Here is a 19378-nt window from a genome sequence, read left to right on the forward strand (position 1 = left end):
GCCTGCGAGGCGGGGTGCATCATACTCCCCGCCTCGCAGTTATCACCGATATCTTCAGATTTATACTGTCTCTGTCCGGAGTTTTTTCGCCGCTTCCACCATATTCGCCAGAGCCTGTCGGGTTTCACTCCAGCCCCGGGTTTTCAGACCACAGTCAGGGTTGACCCATAGCCGGCTGGCAGGGATATGTCGGGCTGCCTTACGTAGCAGGTGCTCGATATCAGCGACCGCAGGGACATTCGGAGAATGAATATCATAAACCCCCGGGCCTATCTCATTCGGATATTCAAACTGTTCAAATGATTCCAGCAACTCCATATCTGAACGTGAAGTTTCGATGGTAATAACATCTGCGTCCAGTGCTGCGATAGCATCCATAATATCGTTGAATTCGCAGTAACACATATGGGTATGAATCTGGGTGGCATCACTGGCAATGGCGGCATTCAGACGGAATGCTTCTACCGCCCACGCCAGATACTCATCCCACTCCGACTGATGGAGTGGCAAACCTTCGCGCAACGCTGGTTCATCTATCTGGATGATGCCAATACCGGCATTTTCCAGGTCAGACACTTCGTCGCGCAGTGCCAGTGCTATCTGTCGCGCAATTGTCTCGCGGCTCACATCTTCACGCGGGAATGACCAGCAAAGAATAGTTACCGGGCCGGTCAACATTCCTTTCACCGGCTTGTCGGTCAGCGATTGCGCGTACTTTGCCCATTCGACCGTAATGGGTTGTGGACGACTAATGTCCCCGATAATAACCGGAGGCTTCACACATCTCGAACCGTAGCTCTGTACCCAGCCGTTCTGAGTAAAAACAAATCCATCCAGATGCTCGCCAAAATATTCCACCATATCGTTGCGTTCAGCTTCGCCATGCACCAGGACATCCAGCCCCAGCCGTTCCTGCTCAGCGATAGCCTGGCGGATATGGCCAGCAATCCCTGTGCGATAGCTGGTTCCGTCCAGCCGCCCCTGTTTAAAGTTCAGACGCAACCCACGAATTTCACTGGTCTGCGGGAAGGAGCCAATGGTTGTGGTTGGCCAGGCTGGGAGAGAAAACCTGGCCTGTTGTGCTTTGGCACGTGTCAGGTAGTCATGCTGCCGCTGGCTGTCATTCGCCGTGACCGCCCTGAGTCTGGCAGAGACCTGACTGTTATGAACGCGGGAAGATTGCTCACGGGCGCGGATTGGCGCACTCCATGCTTCCAGAGAAGCCGGATCCTGATGATTCAGCGCGTCGCGCAACAGTGACAACTCGCCACATTTTTGCAAAGCAAACGAGAACCAGCTTTTTACTTCATCATCCAGCCGGGTTTCACTGCACAAATCTATCGGGCTATGCAGTAAAGAGCAGGATGTCCCAATCCATAGCTGCTGACGCTGCGCTACCAACGGCTGCAACCTTTGATACCAACGACTGAGATCAGCCCGCCATACATTGCGACCATTAATCACCCCGACTGACAGTAACCACTCCTCAGGTAATTGCTCATTCAGTCGCAAAATATCATCATGCCCGTGGACCAGATCGACATGCAGCCCCTGGACCGGCAACTCCCTGATTACCGACAAATTCTGACCAATGCTGTCAAAATAGCTGGTGAGTAACAGTCGCGGAGCTCCCTGCAGAGCCTGGTAGGTGAACTTAAAGGCATTCAGCCACTCTGCAGGCAGCTCCAGAGACAAAACCGGCTCATCAATCTGCACCCATTCAATACCCCGTTTTGCCAGCTCAGCCAGCAGTTGCTGATACACAGGCACTATTTCCGGAAGCAGAGTTAACCGGTCAAAGGTCGCCCCTTTGACTTTCCCGAGCCACAGATAAGTCACCGGTCCCGTCAGCACCGGTTTGACGCGATGACCCAGTGCCAGCGCTTCATCCACCTCATCAAGCAACTGTGTCCAGGCCAGGCTGAAGGTCTGACCCTGGCTGAATTCGGGTACAATATAGTGATAATTGGTATTAAACCACTTGGTCATTTCCGCTGCCGCAGCAGGCTCTCCGGTGGGTGCGCGTCCCCTGCCAATCCGAAACAGAGTATCCAGGTCTACTGAATCATCGGCATTACGATGCCGGGCGGGGATATTTCCAAGCATCAGGCTGGTAGTCAGTATATGGTCATACCAGGCGAAATCACCGACCGGCACCAGGTCGACTCCTGCTTCTTTCTGCTGTTGCCAGTGCCTGGCACGTAACCGGCGGCCAGTATCCAGCAATTCCTGCACCCCGCACTTACCTGCCCAGTAACTTTCCAGAGCCTTCTTCAGTTCACGCTGCAGACCGACACGAGGAAATCCTAATGTATGATTCAGAATGGTCATGGCATTCAATTCCTTTCAGTAAAAAGACCTAAGGGACATCTGCCTCAATCCTGGCGTGCAACGGGGAAAATCATCATGTGGCCTGCCAGCACTCACGGCTTTCTGAAAAGGTTTTTTCAGATGTTTAGCCGTCCAGATGTTTACACATCTATATTCAGCAGGTAGTGTACTATCCACAAGCGCAAATTATTCAATATCACTATGAAGGTCTCTCATGATCGAGATTAAGCACCTGAAGACGCTACAGGCTCTCAGGACTACGGGATCACTGGCAGGTGCAGCAGCACAATTACATCAGACGCAATCCGCGCTCTCTCATCAGTTCAGTGATCTTGAGCAGCGCCTAGGTTTCCGCTTATTTGTCCGTAAAAGCCAGCCACTGCAATTTACTCCGCAGGGTGAAATTTTATTGCAACTGGCCGAACAGATCCTGCCGCAGATCCAACAGGCATTACAGTCCTGCCATGAACCTCATCAGACCAATCTGCGGATTGCCATTGAATGCCATAGCTGTATTCAGTGGCTGACCCCGGCACTGAATATTTTCCGCAGCAACTGGCCTCAGGTGTCGGTTGATTTTAAATCCGGAGTGACGTTTGATCCTCAGCCAGGACTGCAGCAAGGTGAACTGGATATTGTTTTAACTTCCGATATCCTGCCACGTAGCGGTTTACATTACTCACCACTCTTCGATTTTGAGGTGCGGCTGGTGATGGCACCAGATCATCCGTTGGCAACAAAAGCGCTGATTACTCCGGAAGATCTGGCTGGCGAAACACTGTTGATTTATCCCGTTCAGAGACAACGCCTTGATATATGGCGGCATTTTTTACAGCCTGCGGGTATCAACCCGGAACTGAAGAGTGTGGATAATACGCTGTTGTTGATACAGATGGTGGCCGCGAAAATGGGTATTGCTGCCCTGCCGCACTGGGTAGTGGAAAGTTTTGAGCGTCAGCAGCTTATTGTGACCAAAACCCCCGGCGAAGGATTATGGTCCCGGTTGTATGCAGCCGTGCGTGACGGTGAACAACGCCAGCCGGTGATTGATGCCTTTATCCGCTCTGCACGCCAGCATGCCTGTGATCAGCTACCGTTTGTCCGCGATGCTTCACGGCCAGCGGCTCAGAAAAATATTTCCGGTTAACTGCTCCGTTCTTACTGCGACACGACAATTACTGACAGCCGCGGGTCTGCGGTTTCTTCTGTTCTGTCGCAGAGCCTGCTGACAGTTCTGCACCGGCAACACTCTTCCTGCGTAAAATTCATAAATAAACATAAATTGTCATAAATTTGTAACATATGTGCACTCAGTCAAAGTAATTACTCTCATGAACGCTACTCTATGCCCGGTATCAAGCCCCGGGAGCTGATCCGGCATTCAGTCCCGGTGACGCATTTAAAGGAAATCATCTCCCGGAGGGACTTTCATGCTGAGTATTTTTAAACCCGCGCCCCATATCTCGCCTGCCGATCCGGCAAAGGCAGATGCATTATATCGCCGCCTGCGCTGGCAAATCTTTATCGGAATCTTCTTCGGCTATGCCGCCTATTATCTGGTGCGCAAAAACTTTACCCTGGCTATGCCCTATCTGATTGAGCAGGGATTTTCCCGTGGAGACCTGGGCTTTGCGTTATCCGGAATTTCGATTGCTTACGGGTTTTCTAAATTTATTATGGGATCGGTCTCTGACCGTTCTAACCCCCGGGTCTTTCTGCCCGTCGGGCTGATTATGGCGGCGCTGGTCATGCTGGTAATGGGCTTTGTCCCGCTGGCTACCTCAGGAATTATGGTGATGTTTGTACTGCTCTTTCTCTGCGGCTGGTTCCAGGGAATGGGCTGGCCGCCGTGCGGACGGACTATGGTCCACTGGTGGTCACAGAAAGAGCGCGGCGGAATTGTGTCGGTGTGGAACTGTGCACATAACGTCGGAGGTGGAATTCCACCACTGCTATTTTTACTCGGCATGGCCTGGTTCAACGACTGGAAAGCTGCACTCTATATGCCAGCCATTGTTGCTATTCTCGTGGCATTACTGGCCTATGGATTGATGCGTGATACCCCACAATCCTGCGGGTTACCGCCGATTGAAGCCTGGAAAAATGATTATCCGGTAGATTACGATGAACAACATGAGGTCGAGTTAACTGCGCGGCAAATCTTTATGCAGTACATTCTGCCCAATCGCTTACTGTGGTACATCGCTCTGGCCAATGTGTTCGTCTATTTGCTGCGTTACGGGATTCTTGACTGGTCACCAACCTACCTGAAAGAAGTGAAACACTTTGCTCTGGATAAATCGTCCTGGGCCTATTTCTTGTATGAATATGCGGGGATTCCGGGCACGTTATTGTGTGGCTGGATGTCCGACAAAGTGTTTCGCGGCAATCGGGGACTGACCGGGGTATTTTTCATGACACTGGTCACCATTGCCACCCTGATTTACTGGATGAACCCGCCAGGCCATCCCGGCATTGATATGGCCTGCATGGTGGTAATTGGTTTTCTTATCTATGGCCCGGTAATGCTAATAGGTCTGCATGCGTTGGAACTGGCCCCGAAGAAAGCCGCCGGAACTGCTGCAGGCTTTACAGGGCTGTTTGGGTATCTGGGCGGTTCGGTTGCCGCCAGCGCCATTGTCGGATATACCGTTGACTTCTTTGGCTGGGATGGCGGATTTATTGTGATGCTTGTCGGTTGTGTGCTGGCGGTAGTACTGCTTCTGTTGACTACCTTCAGTGAAAAGAAACATAAGCAGCAACTCAGCCTGCAGTCATAATCTTCTTCTCCCGACCCACAACACCAGCACAGCAACACTCTGTGCTGGTTGTTGCTACATTCAGCCAAACAGTTTTTGCAGATAATGGGGAACGGCGTCCTCTGCATTACTGCCAATCACTTCCAGTTCCGGCAGTAAAGCGGTCAGGCGCTGATGGGCATTTTTCATAATGCAGCCTTTGCCGGCCATACTCAGCATCTCTTTGTCATTCATCCCGTCACCAAAAGCAATACAGTCCTGCAGGGAATAACCCAGACGACGGGCAACTTCATCCAGCGCATGTCCTTTGGAAACACCACCCGCCATCACTTCCAGGCAAGTGGGTAATGAGAAACTGACATTTACCCGGTCACCCCAGCGAGCAACTATCGCCAGTTCCAGTTCGGCCAGAACCTGATGATCATCGCAGGTGAAAAACACTTTACTGATACCATCAGTCGCCAGCCCGCCAGGCTGAAAAACCTGATACTGAAAATCAGACTCACGGAAGAATTCCGCTTCCCGTTCACTATGGCGGCTGACGTACCAGTCATCATTACGGTATACCTGAGTCAGAATCTGCTTCGAGGTATACTTTATCTCATACAGTTCTGCCGCGATGTCCGCGTCAAGATTATGTTCGAAAATCAGCTTACCGGAAAAGTCATGAACCCGGGCACCGTTAGAGGTGATCATATAGGCTTCGATACCCAGAGACTGCCGCATTTGCGCCACATCGATATGGTGGCGGCCGGTCGCAAATACAAAACTGATCCCTTTACGGGTGAGTTTCTGCAGGGTTTCACGGGTATAAGCAGACAAAGAGTGGTCGGGTAAAAGTAACGTTCCATCCAGGTCGGAGGCGACGATATGATACATGAAAACCTCTTTATTTAACGTCAGACCGGAAATTCCGGAGGTAAGGTAAAAGTTGATAAATGTTCCTGAACTTCAAAGCGGCCAAAATAGCTGACCACTAAATTAAGTGCCTGCGCCCGCATTTCGTCTTTTTCGAATAATATTTCGTGGCGTGCACCCGGGATAACCTGTGGTTTTCCTCCTTCACAGGCGATTCCCGCCTGTTGTCGTAATTCACAAAACTGGTCCTGGGCCTGATTTTCAACAACCTGATCGTCTTCAGCCTGCAGGATAAGCATGGGGGTGGACACCTGAGCAGCATCACGCAGAATCTCATGCCCTGCGTTAAGACTCTCCCGTACCCAGTGGGCTGTCGGCCCCCCAACCTGCAAAGCAGGATCATCGGCATAGAACCGCAGATTACGCTGATAACGTACACGACTGTGAGTCAGCGTATTTACCGCAAACGGCGGCGCATGCCATCGTCCGGTACCTAAAGCAAACCCTTCCCGCAGTCCGGAACGGGTTTCAGTCCAGTTAAGTATCCGCTCGGCCATCCACTCAGGCATCGGCAGGACAATCCCAAACATCGGCGCCAGTAGAGCTGCCGCATCCACCAACCAGGGCTCCCGCCGCAACAACAATGTAAGAATTGCACCACCCATTGAATGCGCTAAAGCAAACTTTTGCTGATAACGATCGCCGGATAAAGTGATCTGCCAGAAGCGGTAGAGATCATCCACATAGTCAGAAAAATGCTCAACGTGACCGAGATGGGTATCTTCCAGCATCCGGTCAGATAAGCCCTGCCCCCGGTGATCAATGATAAAAACATCATATCCACACTGAAACAGATCGTAGGCAACTTCAGGATATTTCACATAACTTTCGATACGTCCTGGAGCAATCAGGACGGCTTTGGTGTGCTGCGATGAAGTGAAACTGACATAACGGATCCTGAGCCCGTCAGTGCCGGTAAATGATTTTTCCTGGCGTCTGCGCCAGAAATGGAGCAGAGGCCCGGTAACAAACGCCGAAAATTCTTTTTCACGGTGCAACCAGCGTTGCGTAAACTGTTTCATCACTCTTCCTTCGGCATTTTTCGTCACCCGAAAAACGACTAAAATCCCGGTATCGTCAGCCAGAATTATAACGTATTCTGTCGCTCATCTGCTGATGACTGGAGCAACATCAATGACCTTTGAATGGTGGATCACTTACCTGCTGACCACTACCCTGCTGAGCCTTTCACCTGGCTCTGGCGCTATTAACACCATGAGTACCGGAATCAGCCATGGCATCCGTGGCGCCCAGATTTCTATCGCCGGATTGCAGGTGGGCCTGGCCACACATATCGTGTTAGTCGGTATCGGACTAGGCGCCTTGTTTTCCCATTCATTAATGGCCTTTGAAATACTCAAATGGGCCGGTGCTGCTTATCTTATCTGGTTAGGGATCCAGCAATGGAGAACCAAAGGTGCTATCGACCTGAATGCTGTCGCGAAAGCCACTTCCCGTGGCAGGGTATTTAAACGCGCGGTGCTGGTAAATCTGACCAATCCGAAAAGCATCGTATTTCTCGCTGCACTGTTCCCGCAATTCGTCATCCCGCATCAGCCACAGATGGCACAGTATCTGGTACTCGGCCTGACCACCATCACTGTTGATATTCTGGTGATGCAGGGGTATGCCTTGCTTTCGACGCGCATTGCCCGCTGGATCCGCGGTCCGCATCAAATGCAGTTACTGAATCGCATTTTTGGCGGTGTGTTTATGGCTATTGGCGTGGTTTTAGCCAGCGCCCGACATAGCCACTAAGGCTAAGGTCCGGCCATAACGCCGGACCCTTCGGTTTAGCGCGACAGAATAAGATGCAGACCAAAAGCAGTAAACAGAACACCTCCCACACCATCCAGCCATTTTCCCAGCCGCTGATATTTCCTGCGCATCCAGGGTAATGCAAACACCGTCGCCACCAGCATAAACCACCCCAGGGTTTCGAGCAGGATCAACAGATAAATCCCCCAGCGTTGCAGGCTGCTGACATCATTGCCAACAAACAGCGAAAACACACTCCCGAAGTAAATAACCACTTTCGGGTTCGACAGGTTAGTCAGCAATCCTTTCAGGAATGTCCGCCCTTGCTTTGCCAGCCCGGTCTCTGGCTGAATCTGCTGCTCTTGTGGCTGCAAATGTTGGCGTCTTGCAGCACGCAGCAACTGGTACCCCATCCATAACAGGTACAATCCGCCGCCCAGCATAATCACCTGATGCAGCCAGGCCATTTTCTCCAGTAACAGATTCAGGCCAAGTAACGCGACTGCAGCCCACACAGCAACGCCCAGGGTGACACCCAGCACGCCCATTAGCGCTTCCCGGGAAGAACGGCTGATAGCGGTCTGGGAAATAAAGAAAAAATCAGGCCCCGGGCTCATCAGTGCCAGTAAATGCACCAGTGCCAGCGTCAGAAATGACATTAACATGCCGGTAACTCCTCAAAAAACTGAAAATACCCGGAACAATCAGAGGTCGCTCAGGTGCTCTTTTATCATCAGCATAAACGGTTGACCAAAACGTTCCAGCTTGCGCTGCCCGATACCGTTAACACTGAGCATTTCAGAAGCCGTCACCGGCAACAACTCTGCCAGCTCAATCAGGGTTGCATCATTAAATACCACGTAAGGAGGAATACTCTCTTCGTCAGCAATCGTTTTGCGCAACTTTCTGAGTTTGGCAAATAATTTCCGGTCATAATTACCGCCCGGCAAACGACTCATCGCCTGGCGAGGTTTCAGTGCTGTGACACGTGGTACTGCCAGCATTAACGGGTGCTCACTACGTAAGACTGGTCTTGCCGCTTCTGTCAGCTGCAAGGCTGAATGCTGACTGATATTCTGGGTAACCAGCCCCAGATGAATTAACTGACGCAATACACTCACCCAATGCTCATGTGAGTTATCACGGCCGATACCATATACCGGTAATTTATCGTGCCCCAGCTCTTTGATTCTCTGATTAGCTGATCCACGGATCACTTCGACGATATATCCCATGCCGAAGCGTTGACCAACACGGTAAATTGCGGACAGTGCTTTCTGAGCATCCACCAGTCCGTCATAACGCCGTGGCGGATCCAGACAGATATCACAGTTACCGCACGGCTGTTGCCGCCCTTCATCAAAATAGTTAAGTAACACCAGCCGGCGGCAGGTTTGGGCTTCAGCAAATGCTCCCATGGCATTCAGTTTATGCCGTTCGATGTCCAACATCGCTCCCGGCGATTTCTCTTCCAGACAACGCCGTAACCAGGCCATATCGGCAGGGTCATACAACATCATCGCTTCAGCAGGTAACCCGTCACGCCCGGCACGACCGGTTTCCTGGTAATAGGATTCGATATTACGAGGAATATCAAAATGCACCACAAAGCGGACATTAGGCTTATTGATTCCCATACCAAAAGCCACTGTCGCCACGACCAGTTGCAGGTCATCACGCTGAAAAGCTTCCTGCACGTGTGCACGCTGTTGAACATCCAGCCCTGCATGATAGGCCCCGGCACTGATACCACGGCTCTGCAACCGGGCTGCCGTATCTTCTACTTTGGCCCGACTGTTACAATAGATAATGCCGCTTTTTCCCCGTTGGTCCTGAACATAGCGCAGTAATTGCTCGGTGGGTTTATACTTTTCCAGCAGGGTATAGCGAATATTTGGCCGGTCAAAACTACTGATTTGAATTAGCGGATCGTGTAATTGCAACTGCTGCAGGATGTCGTGGCGGGTGGCGTTATCTGCAGTCGCGGTCAGAGCCATCATTTTCAGGTCAGGAAAGCGCAGGCGCAATGCACCCAGTGCACCATATTCCGGGCGGAAATCATGACCCCACTGAGAAATACAGTGGGCTTCATCTACCGCCAACATCGCCGGTTGCCACTGGCTGAGCGCATCCAGAAAACTTTCCATCATCAGGCGTTCCGGAGCAACATACAGCAACTTGATTCGGCCTTGCCGACAGTCACTGTAAATCTGCTGTTGCTGTTCACGACTCTGCGATGAATTCAGACTGGCTGCCGCCACGCCGTTAGCCAGCAGTTGATCTACCTGATCTTTCATCAGTGAAATCAACGGAGAGACCACCAGCGTCAGCCCGTCACTTAGCAGTGCCGGGATCTGGTAGCACAGCGATTTTCCGCCGCCGGTTGGCATGACGACCAGGCAGTCCCGTCCGTCAAGCGCGGCCTGAATAATGGCCTGCTGGCCGGGGCGAAACTGCTGATAACCAAAAATATCCCGCAGGATCTGTTGAGCCAGTTCCTGCTGCGGAATCACTGCCGATGTTGTCACAAATGTCCTGCGCTCTTAATCACATTAAATCATTTAAAGTAAAGCCGACGCCGATTCTGGTCTGACGATGATTATAATCAATCAGCGATTCACCATATCCGCTAAATAGCTGAGTGTAGAAACGCACATGCTCTGTTACCGGGTAGCTCCAGCCCAATGTTGCGCCGCCATAACCACTGTTCCAGTTATAGTTCCACTCCACACTGTACACACTGTCGCCCAGCATATACCCGAGTTTCGCCTGGTAATAGCCCATGTACTTAGTAATATCCGGATTATCGTCACTGCTCGCACTTTCAGGTATCCGGTACCAGGGTTTTATCTCAGCCAGCATATTACCATTTTTTGCCATCAGGCGGGCATACAGCCGGTTCCAGCTACGGGATGTAGGATCGCTGCGACCGTTTGACTGGTGGTTAAAACCGGTTTCAACGTCACGTAATGTCCAGCCACCCAGGCTGTAATCTGTGGCCCAGCCGATAAATAGCTGAGGTTCGTAGTTAGTTTCACGAAACGGTGAAGATTCCCGGGTATTGGAAATCTGCCACCAGGAACGCTGAGTGTAAGACATAGCCAGCACTGAGTTATCACCGGCAATTCCACGCCAGATAGGAAACGCCAGGCTCAACTGAAATTTTAGTTCATCTTTTTTTGCTCTGTCAGCCCAACTGTAGCTGGAGATCGCTGAGGTGTTCATATTACTGGTATCGGTATAAAGCACGTAATTGCTTTCATAGGGATACAGCAGAAACGCATTATCGTGTTTTTCCAGCAGGTTAGCGATAATACTGCCACGGACCTCAGGTGAGTCGTGAACATCACCCATCTTCGCTTCATCTGCCTGTGCCAGCGCAGGTAACAGCAGGGCCACCAGTGCCCCATAGCCAAACAAACGCATAACCTTCACCCCAAAGTAGCAAAACACCAGAAAAAGCCATGTATTCACACAGCAAAACACCGAAAATAGCCGCCAATCTTCACCTGGAAAGCCAGTTAAGAACAGCATAATATTAGATTATTATCCAACCGGTCTTGCTGAATTATCTGCCACAGGGAAATTATGAGCATCCGTTATCTGACACAGCACCAGGCTCGAGCCCTGGTGAGCGATATTTTCGTGAACAGTATGCCGTTTAATCAGGCGCTGGGCCTCGAACTTGAACATCTTGATGATCAGGAGGCCATTCTGACCCTGGTGAATAAACCGGCACTGGTGGGTAATGCATTGCAAAAAATCCTGCACGGCGGAGTCATCGCTTCGGTACTGGATGTTGCTGCAGGGCTGGTATGCGTCAATCATGCACTGACCCGTCAGGATATGATCAGTGAAGAAGAGTTGCGCCAGCGTATCTCGCGGATGGGTACCATTGATATGCGAGTGGATTACCTGCGCCCCGGACGCGGTGACAAATTTATTGCCACTGCCAGATTACTGCGGGCAGGCAATAAAGTCGCAGTTGGCCGGGTAGAATTGCATAACCTGCAACAGGACTATATTGCTACGGCAACCGCAACCTATCTGATTGGCTAACCCGGCAGAGCCAGTCGGTCAGACCCGTGTCAGGTCATAAAAATCAAATATTTATTTTACAACAGATTACCCTAATGGTATCAGGTACTTATCTTTTTAATGGACGAAATAACCTACCGGGGTCTCTGTAATGAAATTACGCTTGTTAGCCTTATCGCTCTGTATTGCATCTGTAGTAGCACTTCAGCCTATAGCACAGGCTAAGGATACGGTTCCCGCCACAACGTTGTATCAGGGAATTACTGCTGCTGAATTATCTCATCAGCAACCTGTTCACTGGGTCTCGGTGGCTCAGATCAAAAACAGCCTGCAAGGCCGCCCGCCGATCGCAGTTGGCTTTGATATTGATGACACCGTGCTCTATTCCACCCCGGGATTTTATCGCGGCCAGAAAATGTTCTCTCCCGGCAGCGACGATTATCTGAACAACCCGCAGTTTTGGGAAAAAATGAACAATGGCTGGGATGAATTCAGCATACCGAAACAGGTAGCCCGACAACTGATTTCTATGCATTTGCAGCGGGGAGACCAGGTGTACTTTATTACCGCCCGCACGCCGACCAAAACCGAAACCGTCAGCCGGATTCTGCAACAGGACTTTACTATCCCGCAGGACAAAATGAATCCGGTTATTTTTAGTGGATTCCGCCCGGGGCAAAATACCAAAGTCAGCTGGATTAAACAGAAAAACATCCGGATTTACTACGGTGATGCTGACAGCGATATCACTGCGGCCCGCGAAGCCGGTGCGCGTGGTATCCGTGTGTTACGTGCCAGTAATTCTTCTTATTTGCCGTTGCCGAAAGCAGGTGATCTTGGAGAAGAAGTGATCACCGACTCTGAATACTGATCCTGAGCATAACTGAGGATCAAGGCCAGAAACGAGGTTGATCCTCAGATTCAGGGCGGTAATAAGAAAAATGTCTTAACCGACTGGCGATACTCAATGTCCGCCACCTGCTGCCAAATTTTGCACCAATCCACGACAAAACCTACGTGGAGACTGGGATCAGCTGCGCCCCGTCTCAGCGCACCCGCACTACCTTAGTGCTATGATTTTCCGGCAAATCAGCACTCTGAATTAATCACTTGTTGCCCCGGTCTGCGCCGCACAGGATGCCCTGAGACGGTCAATCACCCGGAGGCTAAACAGATGAAGCACAGAACATTCCTGAATCATCCGCTGTTCGCATTTATCCTGCTCTACCTTGGTTTTATGATCTCCTATGTTGATCGTAGCGCCATCTCTTTATCACTGGCGCACATTGGTAAAGATTTTCATATGGGCCCGGCGGAGCTGGGGGTGGTACTGAGTGCATTTTATCTGGGATATGCGGTCATGCAGATTCCGGGGGGCTGGCTGGCTGATCGTTTCGGCAGTAAAGCCGTCATTATTATTTCCATTGGTTTATGGTCACTGTTTACCGTGATGACTGGCTTTGCCTGGTCGCTTACCTCACTGTTGTTGATTCGTTTCCTGTTTGGTCTGGGAGAAGGTGGATATCCCTCTTCAGCAATGAAAGGCATTGCAGAGCTGTTCCCACGTGATGGCCGGCCTAAAATGTCGGGTTTTCTGATGTCGTCAAATTATGTGGGAAGTTTTGTTGCCCCTCTGATTATCGCGCCACTGATTATTGGCCTGGGATGGAGGAATGCATTTTTTGCCATCGGTATCGCAGGCATTGTATTTGCAGTCATCTACCTGCTGGCTGTCCCGCGCAGTGCGACATCCGCTCAACCGGCCATCGCCCGCCAGCGGGTCGGAGCCGCAGAGCTACTGCGTATGCCATTGCTATGGAAGATTGTGATTGTCTGGTTCTGTCTGAGCATGGTGAATAAAGGCCTGGACGCCTGGATGCCAATGTATCTGCTGACTGCGCGAGGGCTGGACTTAAAGACCGTTGGCTTTCTGTTACCACTGCCGTTTATCTCGGCCAGTATTGCCACTGCGATGGGCGGCTGGCTGATGACTCGCTGGTTTGACGGGCGGGAAAAGGTACTGATGACACTGAGCTGTGTACTTACCGGCATCTTTATTTTCGGTATGTACCAGGCTCATACCACTACCGAAGTCATTGTTTTCCAGACCATTGCTTACTTCTTTAAATCTTTTGTGTTCTCAGTCGCTTTTGCCCTGCCAGCCAAAATTCTTTCACAACGCTTAATCGGCACCGGCATCGGCATGGTTAACTTTGGCGGACAGGCGGCAGGATTTGTCTCTCCACTGGTCATCGGGTTAATAGTCTCAGCCACCCACAGTTATCAGAATGTATTCCTGTTCCTGCTGGGGGCAATTGCTATTGCGATAGCTACTGGCATGACCCTGAGCGGGAGCAAAATCCGTGAAGTACAGCTGGCTAATGCCCATGAAGCCTGATGCATACAGGCAATACTGAGATGAATATTACACCGTCCGTTCCGTTACACTGTCGTTTTCCTCATCAGGAGAGCCTCTCACTTATGAATGCCAGAATTCTTAGTGACACTGCCGTACTGTACTTTATGCAGGTAGTGAACAGCGGATCGATCAGCGAAGCTGCCGCGCGGATGCACGTGGTTCCTTCTGCGGTCAGCCGGCAAATTAGCCGGCTGGAAAATCAGCTGGCGACACCGTTATTTGATCGCCAGCCACGTGGTGTGACACTGACTGCGGCCGGGGAGTTACTGGCGGGGTACGCCCGCCGGACATTACTGGACGCCGCACAGGTCACCAATGAGATACAGTCGCTACGCCATGCCTCTGAACTACGGATAAAACTGGCCTGTACTCAGGGGTTTGCCTCACATTTTCTGCCGTTTGCCATCGCCGGATTTCGCCAGACAGTACCGCAAAGCACTTTCCTGCTGCAGGTTGCTTCTGCCCGCGAAGTCACCCGACAGGTGCGGGAGGGTGAAGTCGATATTGGTTTCAGTTTTAGCCTGGGCGCAACACGGGATATTAATGTGGTTTACAGCCAGCCCGCTCCTTTGCTGGCCTTGGTCGCGCCCGATCACGCCCTGGCAGGACGATCTGAAATCTCGTTGCGTGAACTGGTCAGCTACCCACTGGCATTACCCGGATTTAATGCAACGCTACGTCAGTTGCTGGACATTTACTGCAGTCGCCAGGGGCTTAATTACCGCAGTGTTCTGGACTCCGATAATCTGGACACTCTGGCTCAGTTTGCCATCTCCGGTGCTGCCGTGACCTTTGGTGGCGAATTATTTGTCCGCCATTTATTGAAAAGCGGCGCTCTGGCAGAACTCAACGTTCCGGAGCTTAAAGAAAATCACCGCATCATTGAAATTCAGACGCTGGCCAGCAGGCCGTTGCCCGAGGCAATCAGCCGGTTTATTCAGCATATCAGTAAAGTCATTGCCAGCGGCTGAACCGCATTTTTAACGCTCAGAGGGCAGCTTTGCCCGTGACTGTGAGCATCAACGCTACGTATCAGGGAGAACCCATTATGTCCGATTTTGACGAACTGGCAGATAAAAGCGCTACCGAGCTGAAGCAACTGATGGATACCCGTCAGGTGGCACCGACGGAAGTCCTTGAATCCTGCATCCGGCGTATAGAGATGCTGAACCCGAAGGTGAACGCATTTTGCGCCACCTCCTTCAGTCAGGCCCGCGAAGAAGCTCGTCAGGCAGAAAAATCGATAATGCGGGGCGAGCAGGGAGGATTGTTACGTGGTTTACCTATCGGAATCAAAGATCTGGAAGAAACCGGTGGTTTACTGACGACCTACGGTTCCCCTTTGTTCCGTAATAATCTGCCAGACAAGGATAATGAGCTGGTTCGCCGCTTACGGGGAGCCGGAGCAATTATGGTCGGCAAAACGAATGTGCCTGAAATGGGAGCCGGAGCAAATACCCGTAATCCTGTATGGGGAGCCACCGGTAATCCGTTTAATCCGTTACTCAACGCAGGAGGCTCGTCCGGGGGTTCAGCCGCTGCGCTGGCGACGAACATGGTTCCGCTGTGTAGTGGATCAGATACCGGTGGGTCATTACGCATCCCTGCCGCAAAATGTGGTGTTGTCGGGCTGAGAACCTCTCCCGGACTGGTGCCCAGTGAACGAAAGTTACTGGGCTGGACCCCGATTTCGGTGGTGGGTCCTATGGGCAGGACGGTTGCAGACACCTGGTTGCAACTGGCAGCCACTACCGGGCTTGCCAGTAATGACCCGTTAAGCTATGAGACAGCATTTCCATCCAGCCTTACCGGTCAGCCGCCGGTCAGCTTATCTTCCCTGCGCATTGGCTATACCGAAGATTTTGGCGTCTGCGAAGTGGACGACAATATCCGCCAGGTGTTCAGAAGCAAAATAGAGAAACTGAAAGGAGTCTTTGCCTGCTGCGAGGAAGTGGAAGTCAGTATGGAAAAAGCGCACCACTGTTTTGATGTGCTGCGTGCCGAAGCATTTGTTGCCAGCCTGCAGGCCGCCTACGACAAAGATCCGGAATTACTGGGTCCGAATCCACGGGCCAATTATGAAATGGGCATCAAAATGACCCTCAAAGATTGTGTGCAGGGAAATGCAGAGCAGACCCGGATTTTTCGGGACTTCCAGAAACTGTTTAGCCGCTATGACCTGATTTTGTCCCCGGTCACGCCGGTGTCCGCGTTTCCCTGGGAACAGCCTTATCTGGAGTCGGTAAACGGCGTGCCGCTGGATAATTATTATCGCTGGCTGGCACTGACTTATGTGGTTACCCTGGCGACGAATCCGGCGCTGTCGTTACCTATGGGAATGGATCATCAGGGAATGCCTTTCGGCATGCAGGTGATTGGTCGGTTCCGTGGCGATCTGGAACTAATGCTGGCTGCGCAGGAAATTGAGAATTACTGTGAGGCCCACCCGGAACTTAAACGCCCGCGGGCGGATTTGCAGGCTCTGCTATCCAGCCAGGTCAATTTACTCAGCCCGGTGACACATCCACCACTGAGTGATGCCCATTATGCTACAGTCACGGACAGTGCCCCGGCAGTTTAATCCCCCCGGGAAAAGGAGATGGTTGTGGAAAAAACGCTGTACGGTAAAACTCTGGCTGACTGGCAGCAAAGCCTGCCGTTACTTACCCCATTGATGGCAGGAGAGCCGGTGGTCTGGGCCAACCCTGCCCTGGCCCCGTTCAGGGAGGCTCTCGCCGATATACCACTTACGGCGAGTGATGTGGAAGCGGCCAGCGCCCGGCTGAAACGTTTTGCTCCCCTGCTGGCGCAACTGTTTCCTGAAGTTGCTGCTGCGCAGGGAATTATTGAATCTGAACTGGTCAGGGTACCGGAATTCGCCGCCGCATTGACCCAACGCTATTCACTGGCAGATATCCCACAACTGTGGCTGAAAAAAGACAGCCATTTACCCATTTCCGGCTCAGTGAAGGCGCGTGGTGGTATCTATGAAGTATTATTCAATGCTGAACAGCTGGCTATCCGGCATGGTCTGCTTAGCGTGACGGATGACTACCGGCGACTGGCCGATGAAACGTGCCGCCAGTTGTTCAGCCAGCATAAAATTGCCGTTGGCAGTACCGGAAATCTGGGGCTGTCTATTGGCATTGCTGCTGCCAGACTGGGATTTGCGACCACCGTGCATATGTCTGCAGATGCCCGGCAGTGGAAGAAAGACAAACTCCGCAGCCATGGCGTCACCGTCATTGAATATGCAGGGGATTATGGGCTGGCCGTTGAGGAAGGACGCCGACAGGCAGAAGCCGATCCTCGCTGCCATTTTATTGACGATGAAAACTCATCCACACTGTTCCTGGGTTATGCAGTCGCCGGAGAGAGGTTGAAAGCTCAACTGGATGCTCTGCAAATCACCATCGATGCACAACACCCATTATGTGTTTACCTGCCTTGCGGTGTGGGTGGTGGCCCTGGCGGTATCGCTTTCGGGCTGAAACTGGCCTTTGGCGATCATGTCCATTGTTTCTTTGCTGAACCCACCCAGTCACCCTGCATGCTGCTGGGAATGGCCAGCGGACTGCATGAAGCAATCTCGGTGACCGATTTTGGTATCAGCAATCACACCGCTGCTGACGGCCTGGCAGTCGGCCGTCCTTCCGGGTTTGTTGGCCGTTCAATGCAGAGAATGATTTCCGGTTGTTATACCGTGCCGGATGAAGAGTTATTCAGCCTGCTGCGTCTGCTGGACAGCACAGAACATCTGCAGTTGGAACCTTCCGCCCTGGCAGGAGCACCCGGAGTGGCCCGAATCACGAATGCTAACTTCCCGGACATTCAGTTTGAACATGCCATGCATCTGGTCTGGGCAACAGGTGGCGGTATGGTACCGGCTGAAGAAATGCAGCACTATCTTGCCACTGCAGAGCAGGCGCAGTAGAACCCCTGTCTGAGCGGGCAGCCTGGCTCACGGATAAAGTCACGACACCACCGGTAACCCCGGTGGGTGTCGTTAGCCATTGAGAGCTGTTGAGTGCTGTTCGGGGAATATCCTGGCGGTCAGATAATCCACTAAGGCACGGACTTTCGGGGACGGATATTTGCTTGCCGGCCAGAGAATATGAAAAGTGCCGGGTCGCTGTACCTCTCCGGCCAGCACATGACAAAGCTGCCCGTTCTTCAGATGCTCAGCAACCGAGTAATCGGGTAGAAATGCAATCCCCTTGCCCTGCAGTACCAGACACAACCGTGTTTCGATATTATTACAAATCATTGAAAGTGGAAGCTGTAACTCAGGGGCTCCGGCAACACGGGGTAACGGCCAGATATCCAGCTTGCCACTCTGCGGAAACCGAAAATGCAGACACCGGTGGCTTATCAGATCCGCTGCAGTCCGGGGAACCCCGTTTTCGGCCAGATAACCAGGGGATGCCACCAGCACAGACTGAAAGTGTCCCAGTTTCCGTGCAATCAGCCTTGAATCAGCAGGGGTTCCGGTCCTTATTACCGCATCAAAACCTTCGTCTATAACGTCAACCAGTCGGTCGGTGAAATCCAGATCCAGTTCAATATCCGGGTAATCACTCATAAACTCACCCAGCACCGGCAAAAGCAAAGAGCTGACCAATGGCAGGCTGACTTTTAACCGTCCACGAGGAGCCGCAATGGCATTTACCAGTTCCTGCTCTGCGGCCTCAATCTCCGCCAGGATACGCCGGCTGCGCTCAAGTAACATTGCACCTTCGGCCGTCAGAGTGACACTGCGGGTACTGCGGTGAAACAACCGGACTCCGAGCTTTTCTTCAAGTCTGGAAATACTCTTACTGATAGCTGAGGACGATACTCCGGACAACCGTCCGGCCTCCACAAAACTACGGGTTTCGGCAACCTGCACAAACACTGAAAATCCGGCCAGACTATCCATCAGGTACTCCCGATTAATGACATTTTTGTCATCAGATTACTGAAGTCTACCCTACTTTTTCCGCAGACAGAATCAGCTCATACTGAACACCAGCCAACACAATAAATATAACTATCTGTTTTTATTTTAAATTCATATCAGAAACCCGAGGCAGCCATATGACATTGCTATATCAGAAGATCCGTATTCCCGGGCCTCAGCAGGCGAATATCAATATCTCCGGTAGTTACTTAAGGA

Annotated in this window: 16 protein-coding genes; 9 read left to right on the plus strand and 7 right to left on the minus strand. The window is 51.7% G+C overall.

Translation table 11 applies throughout. The annotated features are described in order from the left end of the window. Positions 1-60: 60 nt before the first annotated feature. Positions 61-2331: a 5-methyltetrahydropteroyltriglutamate--homocysteine S-methyltransferase gene (metE, locus tag A7K98_RS18755; RefSeq protein ID WP_087489911.1), complete on the minus strand. Its 2271-nt coding sequence runs from the start codon at positions 2329-2331 to the stop codon at positions 61-63. A gap of 214 nt (positions 2332-2545) precedes the next feature. Here metE and metR point away from each other — a divergent pair, with 214 nt between their 5' ends. Then, entirely contained in the window at positions 2546-3478 is a 933-nt protein-coding gene (gene metR / locus A7K98_RS18760) for an HTH-type transcriptional regulator MetR (protein ID WP_087489912.1), read from the plus strand. Positions 3479-3761: 283 nt separating this feature from the next. Beyond that, entirely contained in the window at positions 3762-5111 is a 1350-nt protein-coding gene (gene glpT / locus A7K98_RS18765) for a glycerol-3-phosphate transporter (protein WP_087489913.1), read from the plus strand. Between the two features lie 60 nt (positions 5112-5171). On the opposite strand, the gene yigL is transcribed toward glpT, so the two are convergent. Together yigL and pldB are read right to left on the minus strand one after the other, a co-directional pair. Next, the gene (gene yigL, locus A7K98_RS18770) at positions 5172-5969 is read right to left on the minus strand and encodes a sugar/pyridoxal phosphate phosphatase YigL (RefSeq protein ID WP_087489914.1); all 798 of its coding nucleotides are present in this window, start codon (positions 5967-5969) and stop codon (positions 5172-5174) included. Between the two features lie 20 nt (positions 5970-5989). Beyond that, positions 5990-7030 (minus strand): lysophospholipase L2, encoded by a 1041-nt coding sequence (gene pldB, locus A7K98_RS18775; RefSeq protein ID WP_087489915.1) that lies wholly within the window; start codon positions 7028-7030, stop codon positions 5990-5992. Positions 7031-7142: 112 nt separating this feature from the next. Here pldB and rhtB point away from each other — a divergent pair, with 112 nt between their 5' ends. Further along, complete coding sequence (gene rhtB / locus A7K98_RS18780) at positions 7143-7766, plus strand: homoserine/homoserine lactone efflux protein (RefSeq protein WP_087489916.1); 624 nt, start codon at positions 7143-7145, stop codon at positions 7764-7766. Between the two features lie 35 nt (positions 7767-7801). On the opposite strand, the gene rhtC is transcribed toward rhtB, so the two are convergent. The 3 genes from rhtC to pldA are packed head-to-tail and all read right to left on the minus strand — an operon-like array spanning position 7802 to position 11192. Next, the gene (gene rhtC, locus A7K98_RS18785; RefSeq protein ID WP_087489917.1) at positions 7802-8431 is read right to left on the minus strand and encodes a threonine export protein RhtC; all 630 of its coding nucleotides are present in this window, start codon (positions 8429-8431) and stop codon (positions 7802-7804) included. A gap of 39 nt (positions 8432-8470) precedes the next feature. Then, the gene (recQ, locus tag A7K98_RS18790; protein ID WP_087489918.1) at positions 8471-10294 is read right to left on the minus strand and encodes an ATP-dependent DNA helicase RecQ; all 1824 of its coding nucleotides are present in this window, start codon (positions 10292-10294) and stop codon (positions 8471-8473) included. A 19-nt stretch (positions 10295-10313) separates the two neighbouring features. Then, the gene (gene pldA / locus A7K98_RS18795) at positions 10314-11192 is read right to left on the minus strand and encodes a phospholipase A (RefSeq protein WP_087490590.1); all 879 of its coding nucleotides are present in this window, start codon (positions 11190-11192) and stop codon (positions 10314-10316) included. Positions 11193-11354: 162 nt separating this feature from the next. Between pldA and A7K98_RS18800 the strand changes: the two genes are divergently transcribed. From A7K98_RS18800 to A7K98_RS18825, 6 genes are all read left to right on the plus strand, one after another. Next, a complete protein-coding gene (locus A7K98_RS18800) occupies positions 11355-11825 on the plus strand; it encodes a thioesterase family protein (protein ID WP_087489919.1) in 471 nt (156 codons plus the stop codon). Between the two features lie 130 nt (positions 11826-11955). After that, positions 11956-12675, plus strand: a complete 720-nt coding sequence (gene aphA / locus A7K98_RS18805) for an acid phosphatase AphA (protein WP_087489920.1) — start codon at positions 11956-11958, stop codon at positions 12673-12675. Between the two features lie 303 nt (positions 12676-12978). Further along, positions 12979-14202: an MFS transporter gene (locus tag A7K98_RS18810; RefSeq protein ID WP_087489921.1), complete on the plus strand. Its 1224-nt coding sequence runs from the start codon at positions 12979-12981 to the stop codon at positions 14200-14202. 83 nt (positions 14203-14285) lie between these two features. Further along, positions 14286-15194: a LysR family transcriptional regulator gene (locus A7K98_RS18815; protein ID WP_087490591.1), complete on the plus strand. Its 909-nt coding sequence runs from the start codon at positions 14286-14288 to the stop codon at positions 15192-15194. A 77-nt stretch (positions 15195-15271) separates the two neighbouring features. Further along, on the plus strand, positions 15272-16804 hold the full coding sequence (locus A7K98_RS18820; protein ID WP_087489922.1) for an amidase: 1533 nt from the start codon (positions 15272-15274) through the stop codon (positions 16802-16804). 18 nt (positions 16805-16822) lie between these two features. After that, positions 16823-18157: a D-serine ammonia-lyase gene (locus A7K98_RS18825; RefSeq protein WP_087489923.1), complete on the plus strand. Its 1335-nt coding sequence runs from the start codon at positions 16823-16825 to the stop codon at positions 18155-18157. A gap of 72 nt (positions 18158-18229) precedes the next feature. Here A7K98_RS18825 and A7K98_RS18830 read toward each other — a convergent pair whose 3' ends face one another. Continuing rightward, on the minus strand, positions 18230-19141 hold the full coding sequence (locus A7K98_RS18830; RefSeq protein ID WP_087489924.1) for a LysR family transcriptional regulator: 912 nt from the start codon (positions 19139-19141) through the stop codon (positions 18230-18232). Positions 19142-19378: the final 237 nt, after the last annotated feature.

Origin of the sequence: Tatumella citrea (assembly GCF_002163585.1) — a bacterium.
Classification (GTDB): Bacteria; Pseudomonadota; Gammaproteobacteria; order Enterobacterales; family Enterobacteriaceae; genus Tatumella; species Tatumella citrea.

Excerpts from the sequence above, each read along its gene's own strand:
- metE (WP_087489911.1), bottom strand. The coding sequence starts at position 2,331 with ATGACCATTCTGAATCATACATTAGGATTTCCTCGTGTCGGTCTGCAG.
- metR (WP_087489912.1), top strand. The coding sequence starts at position 2,546 with ATGATCGAGATTAAGCACCTGAAGACGCTACAGGCTCTCAGGACTACG.
- glpT (WP_087489913.1), top strand. The coding sequence starts at position 3,762 with ATGCTGAGTATTTTTAAACCCGCGCCCCATATCTCGCCTGCCGATCCG.
- yigL (WP_087489914.1), bottom strand. The coding sequence starts at position 5,969 with ATGTATCATATCGTCGCCTCCGACCTGGATGGAACGTTACTTTTACCC.
- pldB (WP_087489915.1), bottom strand. The coding sequence starts at position 7,030 with ATGAAACAGTTTACGCAACGCTGGTTGCACCGTGAAAAAGAATTTTCG.
- rhtB (WP_087489916.1), top strand. The coding sequence starts at position 7,143 with ATGACCTTTGAATGGTGGATCACTTACCTGCTGACCACTACCCTGCTG.
- rhtC (WP_087489917.1), bottom strand. The coding sequence starts at position 8,431 with ATGTTAATGTCATTTCTGACGCTGGCACTGGTGCATTTACTGGCACTG.
- pldA (WP_087490590.1), bottom strand. The coding sequence starts at position 11,192 with ATGCGTTTGTTTGGCTATGGGGCACTGGTGGCCCTGCTGTTACCTGCG.
- A7K98_RS18800 (WP_087489919.1), top strand. The coding sequence starts at position 11,355 with ATGAGCATCCGTTATCTGACACAGCACCAGGCTCGAGCCCTGGTGAGC.
- aphA (WP_087489920.1), top strand. The coding sequence starts at position 11,956 with ATGAAATTACGCTTGTTAGCCTTATCGCTCTGTATTGCATCTGTAGTA.
- A7K98_RS18810 (WP_087489921.1), top strand. The coding sequence starts at position 12,979 with ATGAAGCACAGAACATTCCTGAATCATCCGCTGTTCGCATTTATCCTG.
- A7K98_RS18815 (WP_087490591.1), top strand. The coding sequence starts at position 14,286 with ATGAATGCCAGAATTCTTAGTGACACTGCCGTACTGTACTTTATGCAG.
- A7K98_RS18820 (WP_087489922.1), top strand. The coding sequence starts at position 15,272 with ATGTCCGATTTTGACGAACTGGCAGATAAAAGCGCTACCGAGCTGAAG.
- A7K98_RS18825 (WP_087489923.1), top strand. The coding sequence starts at position 16,823 with ATGGTTGTGGAAAAAACGCTGTACGGTAAAACTCTGGCTGACTGGCAG.
- A7K98_RS18830 (WP_087489924.1), bottom strand. The coding sequence starts at position 19,141 with ATGGATAGTCTGGCCGGATTTTCAGTGTTTGTGCAGGTTGCCGAAACC.